The following is a 21,742-nucleotide window of genomic DNA, read 5'->3' on the forward strand; positions in this document are numbered from 1 at the left end:
AAGGGTTCCAGCCATGGACTTTTCCAAGTTTTTCATCGACAGGCCGATCTTCGCGATAGTCCTGTCGATCATCATTTTTGCCGCGGGCTTGGTGGCAATTCCGCTGTTGCCGGTGGGTGAATACCCCGAAGTGGTGCCCGCCACCGTGGTAGTGAAGGCCACCTACCCTGGTGCCAATCCCAAGGAAATTGCCGACTCGGTCGCCGTGCCCCTCGAAGAGGCGATCACCGGCGTAGAAGACATGATCTACATGAAGTCCGTCTCCAGCTCCAACGGCACCCTGCAGGTGGTCGCCACCTTCAATGCCAAGGTCGATCCGGATACCGCCGCGGTGCGGGTGCAGAACCGCGTCAGCCAGGCACTGTCGCGCCTGCCCGAGTCAGTGCGCCAGTATGGTGTCACTACCCAAAAACAGTCGCCGACGCCACTGATGTACATCGACTTGTTCTCGAACAGCGACAAGTATGATGAATTATACCTACGCAACTACCTGCGCCTAAATGTCAGGGACGAACTGTCGCGCATCCCCGGCATCGGCGATGTGATGCTCTTTGGTGGCGGCGACTATGCAATGCGCATCTGGCTGGATCCGAACAAACTGGCCGCGCGCGACCTCACTGCGCAGGACGCAATTAACGCGGTCCGCCAGCAGAATGTGCAGGTTTCTGCCGGTCAGCTGGGCGCTGAACCATCGCCGCAGGATAACGAATTCCTGATTTCCATCAACGTCCAGGGACGCCTCAAGACCGAGAAGGAATTCGGCGACGTCATAATCAAGACCGGCAGCGACGGCCAGGTTACCCGGCTCTCGGATGTGGCACGAGTGCAGCTGGATTCGGGCGATTACACGATGCGCGTGTTCCGCGGCAAGGAACAGGAAGTAGCGGTAGGCATCTTCCTCACCCCAGGTGCCAATGCCCTCGAAGTGGCCAGTGCGGTGTACACCAAACTCGATAGCCTGTCCAAGGACTTTCCCGAAGGTGTGCAGTACAAGAGCGTCTGGGACCCCACGGTGTTTGTGCGCGAGTCGATCAACTCCGTGCAGCATACCCTGCTCGAAGCAATGATGCTGATCGTGCTGGTGGTGGTACTGTTCCTGCAGACCTGGCGGGCATCGATAATCCCACTAATTGCGGTACCGGTGTCGATCGTAGGTACATTCGCGTTCCTTTATCTGCTGGGATATTCGATCAACACGCTGACGCTGTTCGGGTTGGTGCTGGCGGTCGGCATCGTAGTTGACGATGCCATCGTGGTAGTAGAGAACGTCGAACGTAACATTGAATTGGGCTTCAAGCCACTAAAGGCGGCCCACCAGGCTATGCGCGAAGTTTCGGGACCGATCCTAGCCATCGGGCTGGTGTTGTGTGCGGTGTTCGTTCCGATGGCGTTCATGAGCGGTGTCACCGGTCAGTTTTACAAGCAGTTCGCCGTGACCATCGCAATTTCGACGGTGATCTCTACGATCAATTCGTTGACCTTGTCGCCGGCACTCGCAGCCAAGCTGCTACGTGGCCATGACGTACCACCGGACCGCCTGACGCGCTGGATGAACGTTGCCCTGGGCTGGCTGCTGCACCCGTTCAACCGTTTCTTCAACCGCAGTTCGCACCGCTATGAGGGCTGCATTGCTCGAATCCTGCCACGGCGCGGACTGGTGTTCGCGATCTATGCTGTATTGCTGCTCGCAACCGGTGCGCTGTTCAACGCAATCCCCAGCGGCTTCATCCCGAACCAGGACAAGCTTTACCTATTCGCTGGCGCCACGCTCCCTCCAGGGGCTTCGCTGGCCCGCTCTGAAGCGGTCGCCCGTGAAATGGCGGAAATAGCCTCGACCGTCGATGGGGTAGACTTTACCAAATCCAGCGTTGGCATGAATGCGATACAAAGCACCACAACGCCCAACCTAGTGTCTTCCTATATATTGCTCAAGCCGTTCTCGGAGCGTAAGCGTACTGCGGAGGACATCAATGCCGAACTCAACCGAAAGTTCGCTCAGATCAAGGACGGCAGTGCCTATGCACTGTTGCCGCCACCGATCGAGGGCCTCGGCAACGGCTCGGGCTATTCGTTGTTTCTGATAGACCGCGGCGGACTTGGTTATGCGGCCCTACAGAAAGCACTGGAGGCATTCCAAGCAGAGGTGAGCAGGACGCCGGGAATGACCTTTCCAGTTAGTTCCTATCAGTCGAACATTCCGCAACTTGAAGTAAAGCTGGACCGCACCAAGGCGCAGGCTCAGGGGGTGGAGTTGACCGCAATCTTCGAGACCCTGCAAACCTATCTGGGCTCGGTCTACGTCAACGACTTCAACATACTCGGTCGCGTGTATCGGGTAGTGGCACAAGCTGACAGCCGCTTCCGCCAGACCCCAGCCGACATCGGTAACTTGCGGGTGCGCAATGTGCACGGGGAGATGGTACCGATCAGCGCCGTTGTCGATATCGTACCAACATTTGGCCCCGATCCAGTGATGCGTTACAACGGCTTTCCCGCAGCGGACCTGATCGGTGACGCCGACCCCCACGTATTGTCCTCCGGTGAAGTCATCGAGAAGCTGCAGGAGATCGCCGCGCTTACGCTGCCCAAAGGCATTGAACTGGAGTGGACCGACCTGAGCTACCAGCAGGTGAACCAGCGCAACACAGCAGTGATCGTTTTCCCAATTGCGGTGCTGCTGGCCTTCTTGGTATTGGCTGCTCTCTATGAGAGCTGGACGTTACCGCTCGCGGTGATCCTGATCGTACCGGTCTGTATGTTCGCGGCTCTCAGCGGCGTCTGGCTGGTGGGCGGTGACAACAACGTCTTCGTACAGGTGGGTCTGTTGGTGCTAATGGGCTTAGCCTGCAAGAACGCCATCCTGATCGTCGAGTTCGCCCGCGAACTGGAGATGCAGGGTCAGAACACCGTTGCCGCAGCGCTGCAGGCCTGTAACCTGCGCCTGCGACCGATCGTAATGACCTCGGTGGCCTTCATCGCCGGCGCCGTCCCCCTGCTGGTCAGCAGCGGTGCCGGCAGCGAGGTACGCCATGTCACCGGTGTCACGGTGTTCTGCGGCATGCTCGGGGTGACACTATTCGGCCTGTTCCTGACGCCGGTATTCTACGTGGTGCTGCGCAAGCTTGGCGCCACCCTGCCCGACCATCCTTCCAACCTGACGCCATATCCCGAGGAGGAACCGAGCCATGGCTAAGAAGCATAGCGTCCTGCCGCTGCTGCTGGTCCTGCTGCAGAGCTGCACGGTGGGACCCAACTTTCACCGGCCCAAGCTTCCGGAGCTACCCAATGCCTTTGCCCACGAGGACAATTCGACTAAAGTGCAGGCACCGACCACCGCAGCCGACGATGCATTCTGGCAGCGCTTTGCCGACCCGCAGCTCTCGGGGTTGGTAAAGGCCGCACTAGCGGCCAACCCCGACCTGCGCACGGCCCTGGCCCACTACGATGCGGCCAATGCGTTGCTGCGCGAGGTCCGATTCGACGAGATTCCCACGGTCACCATGACGGCCCAGGCCGGTCATCAGCGAGTCAGCAAAGACGAGGCCAATGACGCGGCCCGCAGCCATGATCTCTATGGCAACAAAAGTTCGCTAACCTGGGAACTGGACCTGCTAGGGCGGGTACGCCGCTCGGTGGAATCACAACGCTCCGAGGTCGCGGCCCGGGCCAACGAACTGCAAGCCATGCAGGTCACTGTGGTCAGCGACGTGGCCAACAGCTATATCGACCTACGGGCCGCGCAGAAAATGCTCAGACTCTCTAGGGCCAATGCCGACAGCCAGCGGCAGACGCTGGCTATCGTGCAGGGCCGGCTGGATGCCGGGCGCAGCTCGACCTACGACCTGTCCCGGACCCAGGCACAACTGGAGACCACGCTGTCGCGCATCCCGCAGTTGCAGGCGCGGATTGCGGTGGATCGCCACCGCCTGGCGGTACTTGCCGGGCTGACACCGACAGCGCCGGATGCGCAGTTGCAGCAAGACAGCGACATGCCAGCGATCCCGGAGGATATCGAGCCCGGCACCCCTGCTGAGATCATCCGGCGCCGACCGGATGTCGCCGCCGCCGAGCACCGGTTGCACGCCGCCACCGCGCGGGTCGGCGTGGCCACCGCCGACCTTTTCCCCCGCGTCAGCCTTGGGGCGGCCCTAGGCACTTACGCGTTCCACGGTGGTGGCCTATATGCCGCTGGCAGCGAATCGAACCTAGCGTTGCTGGGCATCGACTGGTCGTTCCTCGATGTCGGCCGGGTCAGGAGCCGTATCGCCGCCGCCGATGCAGAGGCCGCCGCCCAACTGGCCAGCTACCAGAAGACCGTGCTGGGGGCGCTGGAGGATGTCGACAATGCCCAGGCGCGGTTTGCCAGAAACAAGGAGGAAAATGCCCGGCGCCTAAGCGCGGCGAACGATTGGAAAACCGCCGCGACTCTCTCCAACGCCCGCTACCAAGCCGGTGCCATCGAGTTGTTCGAGTTGCTGGATGTACAGCGTTCGATGTACGACGCCCAGCTCTCGCAAGCCGATAGCCAGGCTCGCAGCACTTCCAGCGCCGTGGACCTGTTCGTCGCCCTAGCCGGCGGCTGGCCGCAGTACCTGCCAAGCCAGCACTGACCCACCGGCTCTGCGTGCGATACCCAACTACCGAACGCAGCAGCTGCCGTTATAGCCCACTGGCCACTTTCCTCGAACCAGGATCGTGGCCTTATGAGCACCCTGCCAGCCCCCTTGGGCCCCCTTCAGCACTAAGCAAATACAGGCCGGATTCCTGTTCGCCGCGCCCCACCCATCGTGTAGGTGTCACAGGAACTGGTACTGCGGCGCGCGACATCCAAGCAGCCGCATTGCTGCTCAAGGGCCAGAACACGCCCACTAAAAGCCTCTGGCCGAGAAAACCGGATACGCTGCAAGGCTAACGCTAGACCCACCTGTCCGATCTTCAGTTGCATCGTTTTCCCGAAGCTCGCAACTCATCCTGCTCAAGGCTGATCAGACGCGTGCAGGGAACGTTGCGGGACACACCCCTGCCAGCGGTGGACCTCAGCGCCCTGGCCACGACGATCAATCACTACGGCGACGCCATACTCAAAGTGTTTAAATCAAAGCTGGTGGCGTTCTGGGACGAGCCGGTGCCCGAATCTGCCCGCAATGTCCCAGGATCGGATACCTGGCTGCCTGACTGGGACAGGCATTCGTCAGCAGTGTCAAGCCGCTGCGCGGCTCTCTCCAACCTGCAGTTCGCTGTCATGTACGGCAACTGCGGCTATCCCAACACCCAGGCCTTCAGGCCAGTTAACTATCGCCCAAGGCACTGGTCAGAGAGAATCAGGTGATGCGCAATAGCCTGCTCGGCCTGCACCTAACTCGTGCCAGAATTCAACACAAAAGCAGTCAGTCAAACCATTGAAACCGGACAATCAGTCGGGTACCCACGCCGTCGTGCACAAGTACCTTCATCCGATTGGCGCGGCGATTGGCGAACAGATAAACGCAGTGTGGCTTCGCAGCCCCGAATACGGCGACCACGCGGGCAAGGGCTGTGTCCGTACCGGCGCGCATGTCCATGGGTTCGGTGGCGAGCCAGATGGCGTCGATGCGGATCATCGGGAGAGGCTGCTGATGAAGCGGGCGCAGCCGTCCGGGTCGGAGGTCGGCCAGTTCACAGTGAATGTTCGCTGCCCGGAGGAAATATCGATGCGGGCTACATCCTGCCGAGCAGGCGTCGCCGCAGCGGTCTCAAGTTTCAACGATACAAATGCAGGCAAGGCGCAAGCCTGCTGGTCACGATAGATAGGTATCCACTTGCGAACCAGATTAGAGTTGATGCCGTGCCGCAGTGCCACGCTGGCAATGGATACATCGGGGCCCAGGCATTCCTGGACAAATTGGGCCTTGAAGGGTCTGGGATAAGGGGTGCGCTGACGCGTGGTGTTCCTTGAATTAAGGGCGATGGTGTCCACGTATTTTGAACTGACCCCACAAAGCTGGACGTTTACCCATCTATGCCTGAGCGGCCTGAGTTCTGTATTCAACAGGACTCAGGCCGTTTAGCTTCAGTCTGATACGCGAGTGATTGTAATACTGGATGTACTCGTCGATGCCAGCGTGAAGCTCATCAAGGTCGTTAAATTTATTCAGATAAAAAATTCTGACTTCAGTGTGCCGAAAAAACTCTCCATGGCCGCATTGTCGTAGCAGTTACCCTTGCGCGACATGCTCGGCGTCACGGAGCTTTTTTTGAGAGCCCGCAGGTAAATGGGCATTCGATACTGCCAGCCCTGGTCTGAGTGCAAAACCGGTTTTTCACGCGGCTGAAGTCGCTTGAATGCACCTTTGAGCATCTTCCCGACCATATCGAACAGCGGCCTTCTGGCAACCTCATAGGAAATGATTTCGCCGTTGTACAGATCCAAAACGGGCGACAGATAAAGCTTCTGGCCTCCAACTTTGAACTCTGTAACGTCGGTTACCCACTTTTGATTGGGTGACGGAGCTTCGAACTCACGCTTCAAAAGATTTGGCGCTGCCTTGCCTACCTCACCCTTGTAGGCTCGGTATTTCTTCACGCGCACCAAGCTCTTTAGTTGAAGCTGCGCCATCAGTCGCTGAACCGTCTTGTGATTGACGAGATGACCAGCGCTTCGTACCGCAGCCGTTATCCGGCGGTAGCCATACCGGCCCTTATGCTCATCGAACGTCGAACGAATCTTGTCTTTCAGCTCAGCGTGCTTATCAGCCGCTTGCAGCGCCTTTTGCTGATAGTAAAAGGTGCTGCGTGCCAAACCGGCGAACTTCAGCAGGCTTTCGAGAGAGTGCCGCGGCCTCAGTCCAATTACGATTCGCGCTTTTTCTGCTGCGCTACTCGTTTCTTCTCCTGAACCAAGGCATCGAGCTTTTTTAGGTAGTCGTTTTCCATCCGCAACTGCTTTACCTCGGCAAGCAGATCATCGCGTGAGCGCGACTCATCATCGGGTGAGTCGGGTTGAACAGGAGGAATGGTGGTTGGCATTTTTTTCGGACGTCCGGCTCTATTAGGCTGCTTGGTAAGGGCATCAAAACCGCCCTCATCATAGCGGCACTCCCAGAGGCCGATGATGCCGAACCTGCGGATGTCGAACAAGGCCGCCGTCTGCCGATAGGACAGCTGTTCCTTACGCATACGTTTCAAAACAGACAGTTTGAAGTCGTTGCTATAGCGCTGCAGCTTTTTCTGTTTCAGCCCGGCAGCGCCATGCACCTGATAGGCCGCAACCCACTGGCGAAGGGATGAAAAATCCACATTGTGACGGTGTGCCACATCCCTCAAACCCGCGCCACCGGAACAATAGTCCTGCACCGCTACCAGTTTTACTTGCTCTGTGTATTTACCCATGACCCCCCCAAAGGTTGTGTCCAATCTTTGGGGGTCAGTTCATTTTTTAGGTGGACACCATCGCCTTTGGCGTCGGGGCCAGGAAGGTGAGTTGGCCGGGCGCTTACGCGGCAGCGTACTAAATAGACCATTTACCTTATACAAACGTGTGGATTGAAATCAATCGCATGACTTATCTGCATTAATTAACTGCTTTGACATATGAAATTTCGGGAGTTACTGGAGCCACAGCAAACGTCTAGGCTTGAAATCCAGCAGCTCTTTAGCGCGCAAATTTGAGGCACCACGAATTGCTTCATTGTAGAATAAAGCTTCTGAGCCAACGGTGCGCAAGGCTTGTTCTGCTGTTATGGAGCCAGGTAATGGCGCTCCCACCCACTTACTGAACGCCGGTAGCCACTCACTAACTGGGAGTGGGTTATCATCGACGATATTGTATACTCCGCACTCACTGTGTAGCGCTGCCACGGTCGCTTCGATTGCATCATCCAGGTGAACAAATGACCACACACCGTTCCCTCGGCCGATGATCACCGACTCACCCTTCCTCGCTTGCTCTGCAATAGCGCCTGTCGGGTGGTACCAAGTACCAGGTCCGTAGAAGAATCCGTACCGCAGCACTACCCCGGTCAGAGCTTGGCTTGCCAAAATCTCGTCTTCATATGCCTGAAAGGTTCTTGCACTTTCTCCAACGACGCCAGGTGCATCAATGCACAACTTGGCGTCTTCAGCAGCTAACTCGCCTTCTGCCGCTTGGAGATAGAACCCGCGCGATTGCATGATGTAACGCTTAACCCCAAACTCTTCAGCTGCAGAGAGCAAATTCTTCCCACCTATTTGATGCAGCCGAGTGTCATTCGGCATGTACTTAATGAGTTCGGCAGGATCTGCAGGGAGGAGAGTCAATTGGTCAATGACTACGTCAGGCTTGGCGTCCCGGATAGCGTCACGCACTGATTCCGTGTTAAATACATCAGCGACGACGGGTTTTGCGCCGATCCCTCGAAGAATATCTACCCCAGCACCTGCTCGGGTGATGCCAGTAACTTCATGACCAGCTGCGCAAAGCAGCCGAGTCAGTGGGACACCTACAGCGCCAGTTGCTCCAGCGATCAAGATTTTCATAGTTCGTATCCTCAGTGATGGTCCAGCAAGGCTTGCGGTATGTTCCGGAAGCTAATAGCCATTCTGTTGTAGGAATTCATCAAGCTGACAGCGATTGTGAGATCCACCAGCTCACGCTCCTCAAACACTTTCCTTACTGCAACATATGCAGAGTCAGAAACCCCCGTGTCTGCGACCTTAGTGACCTGCTCAGCCCACGCTAGAGCTGCTTGCTCACGGGTGTCGAAAAGATTACCTGCCTCAGTCCACGCTTGGACTAACGCTATTTTTTCGACCTTAACGCTTTTTTTGATCAGGTCGCGGGTATGCATATCCAAGCAGTAAGCGCAGTTGTTGATTTGCGAAACGCGCAGATAGACCAGATCAACAAGTACCTCATCCAAGCCACTTTGCATGACGTAGCCGTAGACACTGCCCAGCGCTTTCACTCCTGCAGGGGCGAGTTGGTTGTAGTCGAGCCGCCTAGTCATGAGGTTACTCCTCACCCTGGTTTTTAACGGGGGTTGTGAGCGCTTTGTCATTGGAGTCAACGACGAATACCGCAAGTAGTTTGGCCGGTTCGGTCTTGCTTGCGTTCCGGCTCACAGGATGACGCGAGCCTGGATTTTCAAACCAGCTTTCGCCTGCTTTAAAGATCTGTTTAGGTCCGTCATTCACCTGCGACTCGATCGACCCCGACACTACGTAGGCGTAGATGAAAGCGGATTTCGCATGAACATGGGATGGCGAGGCAGCTCCTGGGGCGTATTCAACCTCAACTGCGACCAGCGATTTTCCTGGAATATTCGGTATGGCGTGCTCAAAGTTTGGCTTCACCACTTCACTCTGGCCATGCGCTTGAGCCGACATCGCGCTTATGAGCAAAACGCCACTGAAAAGAGCAACTGTGAGATTGAAATGCTTCATTATTGCGTCCTCATGGACTGGGTGGAAGCTCAGTATTCACACTAGCTGGTGTATGAAAAAGCCCCAAAAAAGCATTATTTTTTTGTACCACGCCGACCTCCCAGGTCTAACGGAACGGAACGCATGACTCTAAATTTTCAGCTCGACCGAACCATACGCACACCACTGACCGAGCAAATCCAGCGATCAATCACAAAAGCCATTGAGTCAGGAGTATTGTCTCCAGGTGCACGGCTTCCCTCTTGGGTTGACCTAGCAGCGCAGCTTGGGGTGTCGCGAGGCACAGTGCGCGCTGCGTATGAAATGCTAATGGATGCACAGTTGGTGGTTGCATCCAGAAGTGCTGGAACGAGGGTTTCTGATCGCCCGGCTATTCTTTTGAAGGAAACTATACAGCCGCCCGATACAGGGTTCATGGAACTCTACAAGGAGTTTACGGCAGGTCCGGCCATCTTCCAGTTAGGTGTTCCGGCTCATGAAACCGTACCTGCGAAGCTGTTCAGTCAAATTCGGTCCCATGCAATGCACTCAGAGCGTCGCGGTTCGGCCCTGTACCCGGATCCACGCGGTGAGTTCGAATTACGACGGGTGATCGCGGCATACCTTGCCATTGCTCGAGGCATCGAGTGTCTTCCATCTCAGATCATCATTACCAACGGCTTTGCCGGGGTGTTAGGTTTGGCATTACAAGCGCTGGATCTAAGAGGCCGTAGCGCCTGGATTGAGGACCCATGTTTCCCATTTTCTCGAAAAGGTTTAGAGCTTGCCGGTCTTAAGCCCATTGCCATCCCAGTAGATTCGGAAGGCCTAGATGTCGAACAGGCGAGGAAGCTCGAAAGTGATGTCGCATTGGCGCTATTGACCCCTGGCCAGCAGGCTCCTTTGGGTATGACGCTTTCCTTAGCTAGACGCCTGAGTCTGCTGAGGTGGGCAACAGAATCTGGTGGTTGGATCATTGAAGATGACTACCTAAGCGAGCTGCAGCTGGAGAGCCGAGCCGCTTCTGCGCTCGCTTCGCTGGACCGCGATGGCCGTGTCATTCACATCGGCTCCTTCAGCAAAACGTTGAGCCCAACGATTCGCTTGGGATTCGTGGTAGCGCCTCCAACTTTGGCTCCGAGATTGAGTGAAATTGCTACATGTCTTAGCCCAGCACCAGGACCCGCCGTCCAGCTCGCCACGGCGAAATTCATCCACCAAGGCCATTACCTCCGACATCTGCGTCGGGCCAAAAGGCTTTACTGCACCCAAAGAGATGAGCTGCTGAAAACAATTGCCAACAGCGACGTACGTGCTGAGATCTCCACCGCAGGCTTAGCTGTGCTACTGAAACTGCCAACAGGGTCTCCAGATCTTAAAATCGCTCGGGAGGCATCAATCTTTGGGATGTCTCCAGGAGCCCTTAGCCCTTGGTACTCATGTCCAGAGCGTGCTGAGGCAGCTTTAATGCTCGGCATTACAACCAGCTCGAACCGACACTTAAAAGTGTCTTGCGATCGACTCAGTGAACTCATTCGTCGCCACACTTGAGCTCACGTTCATTCCGATAGCGACCATAATGGGTCGTTGGCCATAAGCGTGGTTACCCAATCGGTAAACGCACGAACTCTAGCAGAGAGATGCCGGGTGTAAGGGTACACTATCGATATAGGCATGCTAGTCATATGCCAGTCAGCCAGCACTCTTACCAGGGCCCCAGTATTGAAGTGAGGGACGGCCTCAGCGGTGGGGAGAAATGCGATACCCAGTCCCGCGACGGCTGCGGCGGCTGTTGCGCTGCCATTGTTGAAATACATGGATGGTTGGTGATCTAGGGTGAAGCTTTCGTCTCCCCGCGTAAGAGTTGGGATAAAACGCTTATCTGTCGCCGGAAACTTGAAGCCCAAGTGCTTGTGATGTGGCAACTCTGCCGGACTCTGGATAGGACCAACGCCAGCTAAGTATGTTGGAGAGGCGCAAAAACAGAATCTCATCTGCCCAATCGCGCGAGATACGAGATCCTGGTCCATAATCATTCCAGCTCGGATGGCGCAGTCTACGCCTTCTTGGACCAAATCGACGACACGTTCGCTACAGCCTATATCGAGGCGAATCTCGGGAAACTCTGAAGCGAAATTCGAGAGTGCAGGGATTAAGAAGAAGATCCCAACGGGAGACGCCATCTCGACACGCACTCGGCCCCTCACGACATATCGGCTCTGTGATGTCGACGCCTCCAGTTCGTCTACATCGTCTATCACCGCTCGCGCTCTTACGTAGTAGGCAGCACCCTCTGGTGTCGAGGATACCTTTCGGGTGGTGCGGTGCAAGAGCTTGACACCAAGCAGAGTTTCCAGGGCCAGCACCTGACCCGAAATGGTCGTCTTGGCAAGGGACAAGGAGTCTGCTGCTCCACTGAAGCTTCCAACCTCTATTATGCGGCAGAACGCTCGCATCGCTGCCAGTCGATCTAGCGCCATTGTCTGTCCATCCGTACAAATAAAACGATTTTACCTAGTTTATCCGAGATCATGGTTTTACTAAACTTTCCCTATGCCATCGATGTGGCGGATAACTGGAGTATATTATGAGCAACAAACGTATCAATTACTATGAAGCTGCCCCTCAGGCAATGAAAGCCATGATGGGTCTGGAAAAGGCGGTCTCCCAATCTATACTGCCAGCGTCGTTGCGAGAATTGGTTCGGATTCGCGCTTCGCAGATCAACAGCTGCGCCTACTGCATCGATATGCACACTGCCGATGCTTCGAAAGCAGGTGAAACCACACGCCGCCTGATGGCAGTGAGTGCCTGGAAAGAGACTCCTTTCTTCGATGCCCGCGAGCGCGCTGCACTGCTGTGGACCGAAACACTCACCCTTGTCGCGGAAAAGCATGCGCCCGACGAGATTTACGATGAGGTGGCCGCTCACTTCAACGAGCAGGAGTTGTCAGAGTTGACGTTTGTGATTGCAGCTATCAACGCTTGGAACCGTTTCGGCGTCGGCTTCGCCATGCAGCCGAAGTAATACCCTCTCCAAAATTTAGGGTGTTTGGTAGTTCACGATAACTTTCCTTCCTGCCAATAGCTATCAAACACTTTCTATAACATAATTTTTTTGATTTTGCGTACTTCTGTGAGCAAAATTTTTATTGAGTTATTATGCAAATTATTGCTAAAACATTCGCTGTTATTGTCTTGGCGCTGCCAGTGTTTGCACACGCATCAGACGGTGCAGAAGCCGCAGAGCGCTTCAAAGAGCAAAACAAAGCCACTTTCGCTCAACACGCGAAAGTTCGGGCGGATCGCGAAAAGCGTGAACTGAAAGTTTCTAAAGAATTGACCAAGAATGCTAGCAGCGCAAGCAGCCAGCGTGAAGGAAGCTCTGCTGAGTAATTTTAAATTTTTGATCACCCTATCGATGTAAAAAAGGAAAACTCCGTGCGTGCCTCCTCAGTCGCAGCTACTAGTTTAGCTGCCACTTTTCTGCTTATCAGTGGTTGTAATAAAGAAGCTGAATCAAAACTACTAGCAGCCTCTCCGGCTGTTGATGTGGTCAGCGTAACCGTCCAGCAAGTAAAACCATGGGATAAATTTAATGGCCGTGTTGGAGCTGTGGAGACGGTTTCGATCCTCCCTCACGTCAGTGGTTATATCACTAAGGTCGCGTACCAAGAAGGAAGCGAAGTAAAAAAAGGGGACCTTCTTTTCATCGTTGACCAGCGACCATATCGAGCCGCATTGGCCAGTGCCCAAGCTCGATTGGAGCAGTCCCGCGCCTCCCTCGCTTTTGCGAAGCAGCAGAATCATCGAGCTCAACAGCTCGTCAAAACTAATGCCATTTCCACGGAAGAAGCTGAGCAGAAGCTTGCAGCCTATGAGCAAGGCGTCGCAGAAGTGCATGCTGCTGAAGCCGCAGTAACAACTGCAACCTTGGATCTTGAGTTCACCGAGGTCCGTTCGCCTATTAACGGGCGCACGAGCCGAGCACAGCTGACAGTAGGGAATTTGGCGGTCGCCGACCAGTCAGTTTTAACGTCTGTAGTTTCTCAAGACCCTGTCTATGTTTATTTTGATCCAGATGAGCAGAGCTTCTTGAGTTACCAGAAGCGGCTTAAAGCGTCTCAGACAACCAGCGTGCGCATTGGTCTGACAAGCGATGAGGACTACCCGTATGAAGGCGACCTCACGTTTGTCGATAATCAAGTTGATTCCGCCACCGGTACTATCCGAGCCCGAGCGACTTTGAAAAATCCAGACAGAATGTTGACACCTGGCCTTTACGCCAAAGTCGAGCTTTCCGTTGGCGGCTCTGAAGAGATGGCGTTGGTGCCCGAGCGAGCGATCTTGAGTGATCAAGATAAGAAATACGTCTATACATTGAGCGACGACAATAAAGCCGAGAAGCGCTATGTCGAGCTTGGAAAGCTAGTTGGGCATAAGCGTGTTATCACCGCCGGTCTAGAAAAGACTGATCGAGTGGTGGTTTCCGGCCTTCAACAGATTTATGCAACCGGAACACCTGTCTCTCCCAATTTACTTGGTCCCGAAAATATCGGCATAAAAATTTCTAGTGCCAACGAAAGCTCGAAATAAACTGCAAAGGCCAGCCCCATGGATTTCTCAAAATTCTTTATTGACAGGCCAATCTTCGCGATTGTCCTGTCGATCGTTATTTTCGCAGCTGGGTTGATAGCAATCCCGCTGTTGCCGGTTGGCGAATACCCAGAAGTTGTTCCGCCGACCGTGGTGGTCAAGGCGACATATCCAGGTGCTAACCCCAAAGAGATCGCGGAATCGGTGGCGGTGCCGCTGGAGGAAGCCATCAATGGTGTGGAGGACATGGTGTACCTGAAATCGGTTGCCAGTTCCGATGGCACGCTGCAGGTTGTCGTCACCTTCAATTCAAAGGTGGACCCTGACACGGCCGCTGTGCGCGTCCAGAACAGGGTAAGCCAGGCTCTTTCACGTCTGCCCGAATCGGTGCGCCAATACGGCATAACTACGCAGAAACAATCTCCGACACCGCTAATGTACGTGGACATGTATTCCAGCAGTGAGAAATACGACGCTCTGTATCTGCGAAATTATCTCCGCCTACATGTGAAGGATGAGCTGGCTCGTATCCCGGGGATTGGCGATGTTGTGCTTTATGGCTCCGGTGATTATGCAATGCGGATCTGGCTTGATCCAAATAAGCTCGCAACACGCGGCATCACTGCTCAAGACGCGATCAATGCCATTCGCCAGCAGAACGTCCAGGTCTCAGCGGGGCAACTCGGTGCTGAACCTTCTCCACAAAATACGGATTTTCTGATTTCCATCAACGTCCAGGGCAGGCTGAAAACGGAGCAGGAGTTTTCCGATATCGTCCTGAAATCAGGACGTGATGGCCAGATTTCTCGGCTCTCCGATGTCGCACGTATTCAAGTGGATTCTGGCGATTACACGATGCGAGTATTCCGGGGGAAAAATGAAGAGGTTGCAGTCGGAATATTCTTGACGCCTGGAGCTAACGCAATTGACGTCGCCAACAAGGTCTACTCGAAACTTGACGCGTTGTCGAAAGACTTCCCAGAGGGGGTCAAATACGTGAGTGTTTGGGACCCAACTTTGTTCGTACGCGACTCGATTAGCGCGGTACAGCACACGCTGTTCGAGGCCATGATCCTGATCGTTTTGGTAGTAGTAATCTTCCTGCAAACGTGGCGAGCCTCGATCATTCCATTGATCGCTGTGCCTGTGTCGATCGTTGGCACCTTCGCCTTCTTGTACCTGTTCGGCTACTCAATTAACACACTCACACTGTTTGGCATGGTTTTGGCGATTGGCATCGTCGTCGACGACGCAATCGTGGTAGTCGAAAACGTTGAGCGAAATATCGAGCTTGGCCAGACGCCGCTACAAGCCGCGCACCAAGCTATGCGGGAGGTTTCGGGTCCGATTCTGGCGATCGGCCTAGTTCTGTGTGCAGTCTTCATACCCATGGCATTCATGAGCGGAGTGACAGGCCAGTTCTACAAGCAGTTCGCTGTCACCATCGCAATTTCAACGGTGATATCGACGGTCAACTCCCTGACCCTTTCCCCAGCACTCGCAGCCAAGCTGTTGCGCCATCACGATAGCCCGAAAGATAGGCTGACCCGATGGATGGATTTTTCTTTGGGTTGGCTGCTGCGGCCGTTCAATCGATTTTTCAATCACAGCTCGGAGCGTTATGAGAGCAGCATCGCCAGGTTGCTTCCGCGCAAAGGACCAGTTTTCGTTGTTTACGCCGCACTTTTAGGTGTGACTGGACTGCTCTTCAACACAATCCCGACTGGCTTCATTCCCAATCAGGACAAGCTTTATCTCTTTGCAGGTGCGACTCTACCTCCCGGAGCATCGCTCTCTCGCTCTGACGCTGTGGCCCGAGAGATGGCTGCAATCGCTATGACTGTTGATGGAGTGGACTATGCCAACTCGTATGTTGGCTCCAACGCGCTGCAGAATACTGCAACGCCGAACCTGGTAACGTCCTATGTCCTCCTCAAGCCTTTCAGTGAGCGCACACGAAGCGCAGAGGACATCAACGCGGAACTGAACACAAAGTTTGCAGCGATCAAAGACGGTGCCGCCTATGCGCTATTGCCCCCGCCAATCCAGGGTTTAGGTAATGGTTCGGGATATTCGCTGTTCCTGACGGACCGTGGTGGCCTAGGGTATGCCGCGCTGCAGGAGGCGCTGGATAAATTTCAAGCTGAAGTAGCTAGCACTCCGGGCATGACTTTCCCAGTCAGTTCCTACCAATCCAATATCCCTCAATTGGAGGTGAAGGTTGATCGCGTTAAAGCTCAAGCTCAGGGCTTAGAGCTGCCTGCAATTTTTGACACTCTTCAGACCTATCTGGGATCCGTTTACGTAAATGACTTCAACATGTTTGGACGGGTCTACCGCGTCGTTGCTCAGGCCGATTCCAGCTTCCGACAAACCGCTGAAGACGTCGGTAACCTTCGCGTTCGTAATGCTCAAGGGGGCATGGTGCCACTGAGCGCAGTAGTTAATATTTCCTCGACGTTTGGGCCCGACCCGGTCATGCGCTTCAACGGTTTCCCCGCAGCTGATTTGATTGGCGATGCAGATCCCAAAGTCATGTCATCCGGCGACGTTATCAAGAAGCTTGAAGAAATCGCCGTTCGCACCTTACCTCGAGGCATCGACCTAGAGTGGACGGACCTCAGCTATCAGCAAGTAACCCAGAGCAACACAGCCATCATTGTGTTCCCCATTGCAGTATTGCTTGCATTCCTGGTGCTGGCTGCACTATACGAAAGCTGGACGTTGCCATTAGCAGTCATTCTGATTGTGCCGGTCTGTATGTTCGCTGCACTTGTAGGCGTCTGGCTTGCGGGTGGAGATAACAACGTCTTCGTCCAAGTCGGCCTAGTAGTACTAATGGGGCTGGCATGCAAGAACGCGATTTTGATCGTCGAATTTGCTCGCGAGCTGGAAATGCAGGGACGTGGGACCATCGAAGCGGCGCTAGAAGCATGTCGACTGCGCTTGCGACCCATCGTCATGACATCGATCGCGTTCATTGCCGGCACCGTACCGCTCTTAATCGGGGCCGGAGCAGGTAGCGAAGTTCGTCACGCGACAGGCGTAACTGTTTTCGGTGGGATGCTGGGTGTGACCATTTTCGGCCTTTTCCTGACCCCAGTGTTCTATGTGGCGATGAGGAAGCTTGGTGCAACTATTCCTGACCACCCATCAAGCATGGCGGCACATGAGAAGGAGAGCCTCACTCATGGTTAATCTCAAAAGCTACTCACTCCCAGTGCTGTTAGTGTTGTTAGCCGGATGCACCGTGGGGCCAGATTTCTCCCGGCCCGAAACTACTGCTTTGCCACAGTCCTTTACAAATATAAGCGGTCCGAACGTGGCCTCGCGCGATGAGGCCGCAGACTACCAGTTCTGGAGGCAATTCAATGACCCCCAGTTGACTGAACTGGTGGAGCAAGCTTTGTCTCAGAACTACGACCTTCGCACGGCGTTAGCGAACTTTGATGCGGCAAATGCTCTATTACGCGCCGCCAAGTTTGACCATATACCAACCGTCACAATGTCAGCAGATGCGGGGCATCAGCGACTGAGCTCAGATGAAGCCAACGGGACCTCCCGCAGTAATGATGTTTACTCCCACAAAGCCTCACTTAGTTGGGAGCTAGATTTCTTTGGCCGAGTAAGGCGGTCATTGGAGTCGAAGCGATCGGAGGTGGAAGCCAAGGCGAGTGATCTCAAGGCAATTCAGGTCGTGGTGGTAAGCAATGTAGCCACGACTTATATAGATTTGCGTGCGGCCCAACGGATGCTCGAACTGTCGAAGGCTAACGCAGTAAGTCAGCGACAAACTTTGGATATCGTTAAGGGACGGTTGGATGCAGGGCGGGGATCATCTTACGAGCTGTCTAGAGCGCAGGCTCAGTTGGATACTACCCTTGCGCGCATTCCACAGTTCGAGGTGAAAATCGCCATCGATAAGCACAGGCTTGCAGTTCTGACTGGTATGAGTCCTGCTTCGTATGATTCGTTATTGCCAGGTGAGGCTGCTATGCCGTCAGTGCCTGAGGCAATAAAAGCAGATACCCCAGCGAACGTCATCCGCAGGCGTCCTGACGTCGCTTCGGCCGAACATACTCTACACGCCGCTACAGCACAGATCGGGGTAACCACTGCCGATCTGTTCCCAAGGGTTACCCTAGGAGCCGCTATCGGTACGTATGCTTTTAACGGAAGTTCGCTCTACTCTAACTCCGCAGAGTCCAACCTAACCTTGCTTGGTATTGACTGGTCGTTTCTCGACGCGGGGCGAGTGAAGAGTCGAATCGAGGCCGCGGACGCTGAAGCAGCCGGTCGGCTGGCGAATTACCAACAAACCGTGTTGATGGCTCTTGAGGACGTGGAAAATGCAATCGTAGGCTTCTCACGGATTAAGGATGAAGATGCCCGCTTGACTAGCGCTGCCGTTGAATTGAAACGGGCCTCGGATCTCGCTGGTGACAAATATCGGGCTGGCGCTATCGAATTATCCGAGCGATTGGATGTTCAGCGTGAGCTATACAGCGCACAAATAGAGCAGACCTCCAGTCAGGCGAGGAATGCAGCTGCTGCAGTGAATTTGTTCATCTCGATAGCTGGAGGTTGGTCTTGGAACGTCAAAAAGAGCTAGTGTCACTGATGTAAACCAGTATGCAGCCCGGGTGCGTCGACACCATTCCGGGCTGCAGTCCACGTATCCTTAGCCGCGCGTGCGCCTACACTTGATATAAGGCTTTCATTAACTTCAATTGAATCGCCTCGGTTTTTTTTGATATGCTGCAAGCTCATTGCACTGTCCCCCCGACATTATAGACATTTCTAGCCTACGCTTTGAGCATAGGAGGAAGTTTAGAGCGCTTAACGATTCATGCCGGAATTCAAAGCAGAAGCCGTCAGGCAAGTCATTGAACGCAGATATTCCGTTGCGGAAACGTAACCGTCTGGCCAACTCACCTCTCAGCACGCAGACCAGCTCAGAAAAAAACGGGTGGAAAACAAAGCCTTGCCCGCAGGTATACCCATTGAATAAGCCTGTATCTGACGTAGCTCATGCAGAGCCTGCCAGCGGGTCGCAATCGACGATGGCTTCATTGTATACTTCTGCTCCGCATACCCTTTGAGCTACAGGAACATCAGCATGACTGTACTCCAAACGATCTACTGGCAGCCTACGCCGCCTTAGCGCTACGCCCCCCCCTCACAACAACCTGCTTCCGCTAGCCTCGCTCGCGGTTGCGCACGGATGTACGCCTGGTTTACACCTTAAGCACACAGCAAAAAAATCCTCAAAATTTGAATTTGTATCGATTCGCTCGCCATTCCCTTGGCGTGCGCGATGCAATGCCTTGGACATTTCTATGCTGCAAAAACTTAGACAAACGTGGTTTTCCAACGTCCGTGCCGACGTGCTCGCGGGGCCGCTGGTCGCACTCTCGCCGATCCCGGAAGCCATCGCCTTTTCCATCATCGCCGGGGTAGATCCCAAAGTCGGTCTATACGCCTCCTTCTGTATCTGTGCTGTCATCGCCTTTGTCGGAGGGCGCCCCGGAATGATCTCTGGGACGACAGGCGCCATGGCACTGCTAATGGTCACGCTTGTAAAAGAACATGGACACCTATACCTGCAGGCCGCGACTCTACTATGTGGCGTACTACAAATCCTTGCCGCCGACCCGAAGCTTGGCTCGTTGATACACTTTGTTTGACGCTCGGTAGTCACCGGGGTCGTAAACGCATTGGCGATCCTGATGTTTATAGAGCAATTGCCTGAGCCGACCAATGTCACCTGGCACGTCTATGCCATGACCGTAGCGGGGCTCGGGATCATCTACCTATTCCCATAAGTACCGAAGAGCGGCAAGCTGATTCCGTCACCGTTGGTATGCATCCTGGCCCTGACTGCCATTGCGATTTATCTGGGGTTGGATATCGGCACTGCCGGTGACATGGGCCCACTGCCTGACACGCTCCCGATCTTCCTCTAGCCTGAAGTTCCGCTGAATTTGGAAACCCTGCGTATCACTTTCCCGTACTCGGCTGTTGGCAGTAGTGGGTCTACTCGAATCAATGATGACCGCGAACATCGTCGACGACCTGACCGATACCACCAGCAACAAAAACCGCGAATGCAAAGGCCAGGGTGTGGCCAACATCGCCGCAGGCATGCTCGGCGGAATGGCGGGTTGCGCGATGATCGGCCAGTCGATCATCGACGTGAAATTTGGTGGCCGCCCCCTTCTCTCGACATAGTGTGCCGGCGTTTTCCTGCTGCTGATGGTGGTATTTCTTGGCGAATGGCTCTCCAAAATCCCTATGGCGGCACTCGTTGCAGTAATGATCATGGTGTCCATCAGCTCCTTTAGCTGGGACTCTTTGCGCAATCTGAAAGAGCATCCGCTGTCGACCAACCCGCCATGGTGGCGGCCGTCGTGGTTGTCGTGCCCACTAACAACCTCGCCTACGGCGTACTGGTAGGTGCGTTGCTAGCTTCGCTGTTCTTCGCAAACAAGGTCGGGCACTACCTGGATATCAAGAGCACTCTGGAAGAGATGAAATCGCATCGGACTTACCACGTCGTAGGCCAAGTGTTCTTTAACTCTGCGGACAAGTTCACTGAAGTTTTTGACTTCAAAGAAGCGCTCAACAATGTCACCATCGATCTCACACAGGCGCATTTCTGGGATATCACCGCCGTCGCAGCGCTGGATAAGCTCGTGATCAAGTTCCGACGCAAAGGCGCTGAGGTAGAACTGCTCGGTCTTAATGAAGCCAGCGTAACAATCGTTGACCGCTTCGGCGTGCATGACGAGCCCGGTGCCATCAACAAGCTTATAAGCCGCTAAAGAGAAGAACAATGCCCCACGTAATGGCCTGCATTGATAACTCGCAATCCTCATCGGCGGTCTGCGATTACGCAGCATGGGCCTCGCAACGACTCAGCGCTCCCTGACGTTGCTTAATGTGCTGGATAAGGAGAAGTATGCTGCATCCACTGACCTTACCGGCAACATAGGTCTCGGTGGCATTTGAGGGCAACGCTGCAGGCAACAAGCCCCTACAAATGCTTGCTTCAAGCCCGCTGTGCGAAGGCCTGCCAATTCGTCTCGCCATGGTTGGAACGGATTCTGAAGACAACAGGACGCGCGGGAGAAAGCACGAACCACGCTTGCCTCTTCTGGCTCGCTAGTGTATTCGAGATTCGCCCAGGCGAAGTAGAGTCGACATTGCATCCGTATCAGGCAGAGCACGGCATTGACCTCTTGGTCATGGGGCGTACGGGTACTCACGGATCAGGCAGTTTCTGATAGGCAGCGCGACCACGACGATGCTGCGTACATCCACCGTACCCGTATCGCTGCTTCGCTGAGCCAGTTCCACTGGCCAAAGTATTTCCAGGGCTGCGGAAATACCGCGGCCACCCTGACGATGACTAACTGATTTTGTCGTAACGAGACCACATGCAACTCATAACTGAAATTGTTTACCCCCAGCTGAAATCCAAGCAGGACAGAGTATTCCGTCGACATGCATCTCGCAGCATCGTGATGCGGGGTGAACAGATCCTGTTGCTGTTCACCAAGCGCTATAACGACTTCAGCTTTCCTAGAGGCAGCCTTGATGGTGACGAGGACATGTCACAGGCCTGAAGCGCGAGCGTGAGGAAGAGTTTGGTGCTCGTGAAATACAGGTGCTCCAGCGCTACGGTTAAATCGAGGATGTGCCGTCCTACTGGAAGCCACAGTACGATCTGATGCAAATGACCTCGGATTATTATCAATGCGAAGTA

At 54.6% G+C, this 21,742-nt stretch carries 14 protein-coding genes and 4 pseudogenes; 11 read left to right on the top strand and 7 right to left on the bottom strand.

Annotation, left to right across the window (positions count from 1 at the left end; genetic code table 11):
- Positions 1–13 precede the first annotated feature (13 nt).
- On the top strand, positions 14–3,193 hold the full coding sequence (locus HX812_RS25080; protein WP_016978935.1) for an efflux RND transporter permease subunit: 3,180 nt from the start codon (positions 14–16) through the stop codon (positions 3,191–3,193).
- Positions 3,186–4,610 carry an efflux transporter outer membrane subunit gene (locus tag HX812_RS25085; protein ID WP_016978936.1) on the top strand — a complete coding sequence of 475 codons (1,425 nt, stop codon included), beginning with the start codon at positions 3,186–3,188 and terminating at the stop codon, positions 4,608–4,610. The genes HX812_RS25080 and HX812_RS25085 overlap by 8 nt, the downstream gene beginning before the upstream one ends.
- A gap of 777 nt (positions 4,611–5,387) precedes the next feature.
- On the opposite strand, the gene tnpB is transcribed toward HX812_RS25085, so the two are convergent.
- The 6 genes and pseudogenes from tnpB to HX812_RS25115 form a co-directional block, all read right to left on the bottom strand.
- Positions 5,388–5,600 carry an IS66 family insertion sequence element accessory protein TnpB gene (gene tnpB, locus HX812_RS25090; protein WP_016978937.1) on the bottom strand — a complete coding sequence of 71 codons (213 nt, stop codon included), beginning with the start codon at positions 5,598–5,600 and terminating at the stop codon, positions 5,388–5,390.
- The gene (locus HX812_RS25095; protein ID WP_157787154.1) at positions 5,597–5,956 is read right to left on the bottom strand and encodes a transposase; all 360 of its coding nucleotides are present in this window, start codon (positions 5,954–5,956) and stop codon (positions 5,597–5,599) included. Before HX812_RS25095 ends, tnpB begins: the two co-directional genes overlap by 4 nt.
- A 40-nt stretch (positions 5,957–5,996) precedes the next feature.
- Positions 5,997–7,368: pseudogene (locus HX812_RS25100) on the bottom strand (IS3 family transposase).
- Positions 7,369–7,584: 216 nt separating this feature from the next.
- Positions 7,585–8,493 (bottom strand): NAD(P)-dependent oxidoreductase, encoded by a 909-nt coding sequence (locus tag HX812_RS25105; RefSeq protein ID WP_016978940.1) that lies wholly within the window; start codon positions 8,491–8,493, stop codon positions 7,585–7,587.
- Between the two features lie 11 nt (positions 8,494–8,504).
- Positions 8,505–8,963 (bottom strand): carboxymuconolactone decarboxylase family protein, encoded by a 459-nt coding sequence (locus tag HX812_RS25110; protein WP_016970281.1) that lies wholly within the window; start codon positions 8,961–8,963, stop codon positions 8,505–8,507.
- A 4-nt stretch (positions 8,964–8,967) separates the two neighbouring features.
- Positions 8,968–9,399, bottom strand: coding sequence for a cupin domain-containing protein (locus HX812_RS25115; protein WP_016970280.1), 432 nt, complete (start codon positions 9,397–9,399; stop codon positions 8,968–8,970).
- 123 nt (positions 9,400–9,522) lie between these two features.
- On the opposite strand from HX812_RS25115, the gene HX812_RS25120 reads away from it, so the two are divergent.
- Positions 9,523–10,929 carry a PLP-dependent aminotransferase family protein gene (locus tag HX812_RS25120; RefSeq protein WP_038847185.1) on the top strand — a complete coding sequence of 469 codons (1,407 nt, stop codon included), beginning with the start codon at positions 9,523–9,525 and terminating at the stop codon, positions 10,927–10,929.
- 8 nt (positions 10,930–10,937) lie between these two features.
- On the opposite strand, the gene HX812_RS25125 is transcribed toward HX812_RS25120, so the two are convergent.
- Positions 10,938–11,858, bottom strand: a complete 921-nt coding sequence (locus HX812_RS25125) for a LysR substrate-binding domain-containing protein (RefSeq protein ID WP_016970278.1) — start codon at positions 11,856–11,858, stop codon at positions 10,938–10,940.
- Between the two features lie 107 nt (positions 11,859–11,965).
- Here HX812_RS25125 and HX812_RS25130 point away from each other — a divergent pair, with 107 nt between their 5' ends.
- From HX812_RS25130 to HX812_RS25160, 8 genes and pseudogenes are all read left to right on the top strand, one after another.
- Positions 11,966–12,406, top strand: coding sequence for a carboxymuconolactone decarboxylase family protein (locus HX812_RS25130; RefSeq protein ID WP_016970277.1), 441 nt, complete (start codon positions 11,966–11,968; stop codon positions 12,404–12,406).
- A gap of 134 nt (positions 12,407–12,540) precedes the next feature.
- The gene (locus tag HX812_RS25135; RefSeq protein WP_016978941.1) at positions 12,541–12,774 is read left to right on the top strand and encodes a hypothetical protein; all 234 of its coding nucleotides are present in this window, start codon (positions 12,541–12,543) and stop codon (positions 12,772–12,774) included.
- 45 nt (positions 12,775–12,819) lie between these two features.
- Entirely contained in the window at positions 12,820–13,974 is a 1,155-nt protein-coding gene (locus HX812_RS25140; protein WP_050572445.1) for an efflux RND transporter periplasmic adaptor subunit, read from the top strand.
- A gap of 18 nt (positions 13,975–13,992) precedes the next feature.
- The gene (locus HX812_RS25145; protein WP_016978943.1) at positions 13,993–17,172 is read left to right on the top strand and encodes an efflux RND transporter permease subunit; all 3,180 of its coding nucleotides are present in this window, start codon (positions 13,993–13,995) and stop codon (positions 17,170–17,172) included.
- A complete protein-coding gene (locus tag HX812_RS25150; protein ID WP_016978944.1) occupies positions 17,165–18,586 on the top strand; it encodes an efflux transporter outer membrane subunit in 1,422 nt (473 codons plus the stop codon). Before HX812_RS25145 ends, HX812_RS25150 begins: the two co-directional genes overlap by 8 nt.
- 727 nt (positions 18,587–19,313) lie before the next feature.
- Positions 19,314–20,798: pseudogene (locus HX812_RS25155) on the top strand (SulP family inorganic anion transporter).
- A gap of 11 nt (positions 20,799–20,809) precedes the next feature.
- Positions 20,810–21,322: pseudogene (locus HX812_RS32185) on the top strand (universal stress protein).
- Between the two features lie 91 nt (positions 21,323–21,413).
- A pseudogene (locus HX812_RS25160) lies at positions 21,414–21,742 on the top strand (NUDIX hydrolase); the annotation flags it as partial.

Source organism: Pseudomonas sp. IPO3749 (assembly GCF_013386605.1).
In the GTDB taxonomy this organism is placed as follows: Bacteria; Pseudomonadota; Gammaproteobacteria; order Pseudomonadales; family Pseudomonadaceae; genus Aquipseudomonas; species Aquipseudomonas azotoformans_A.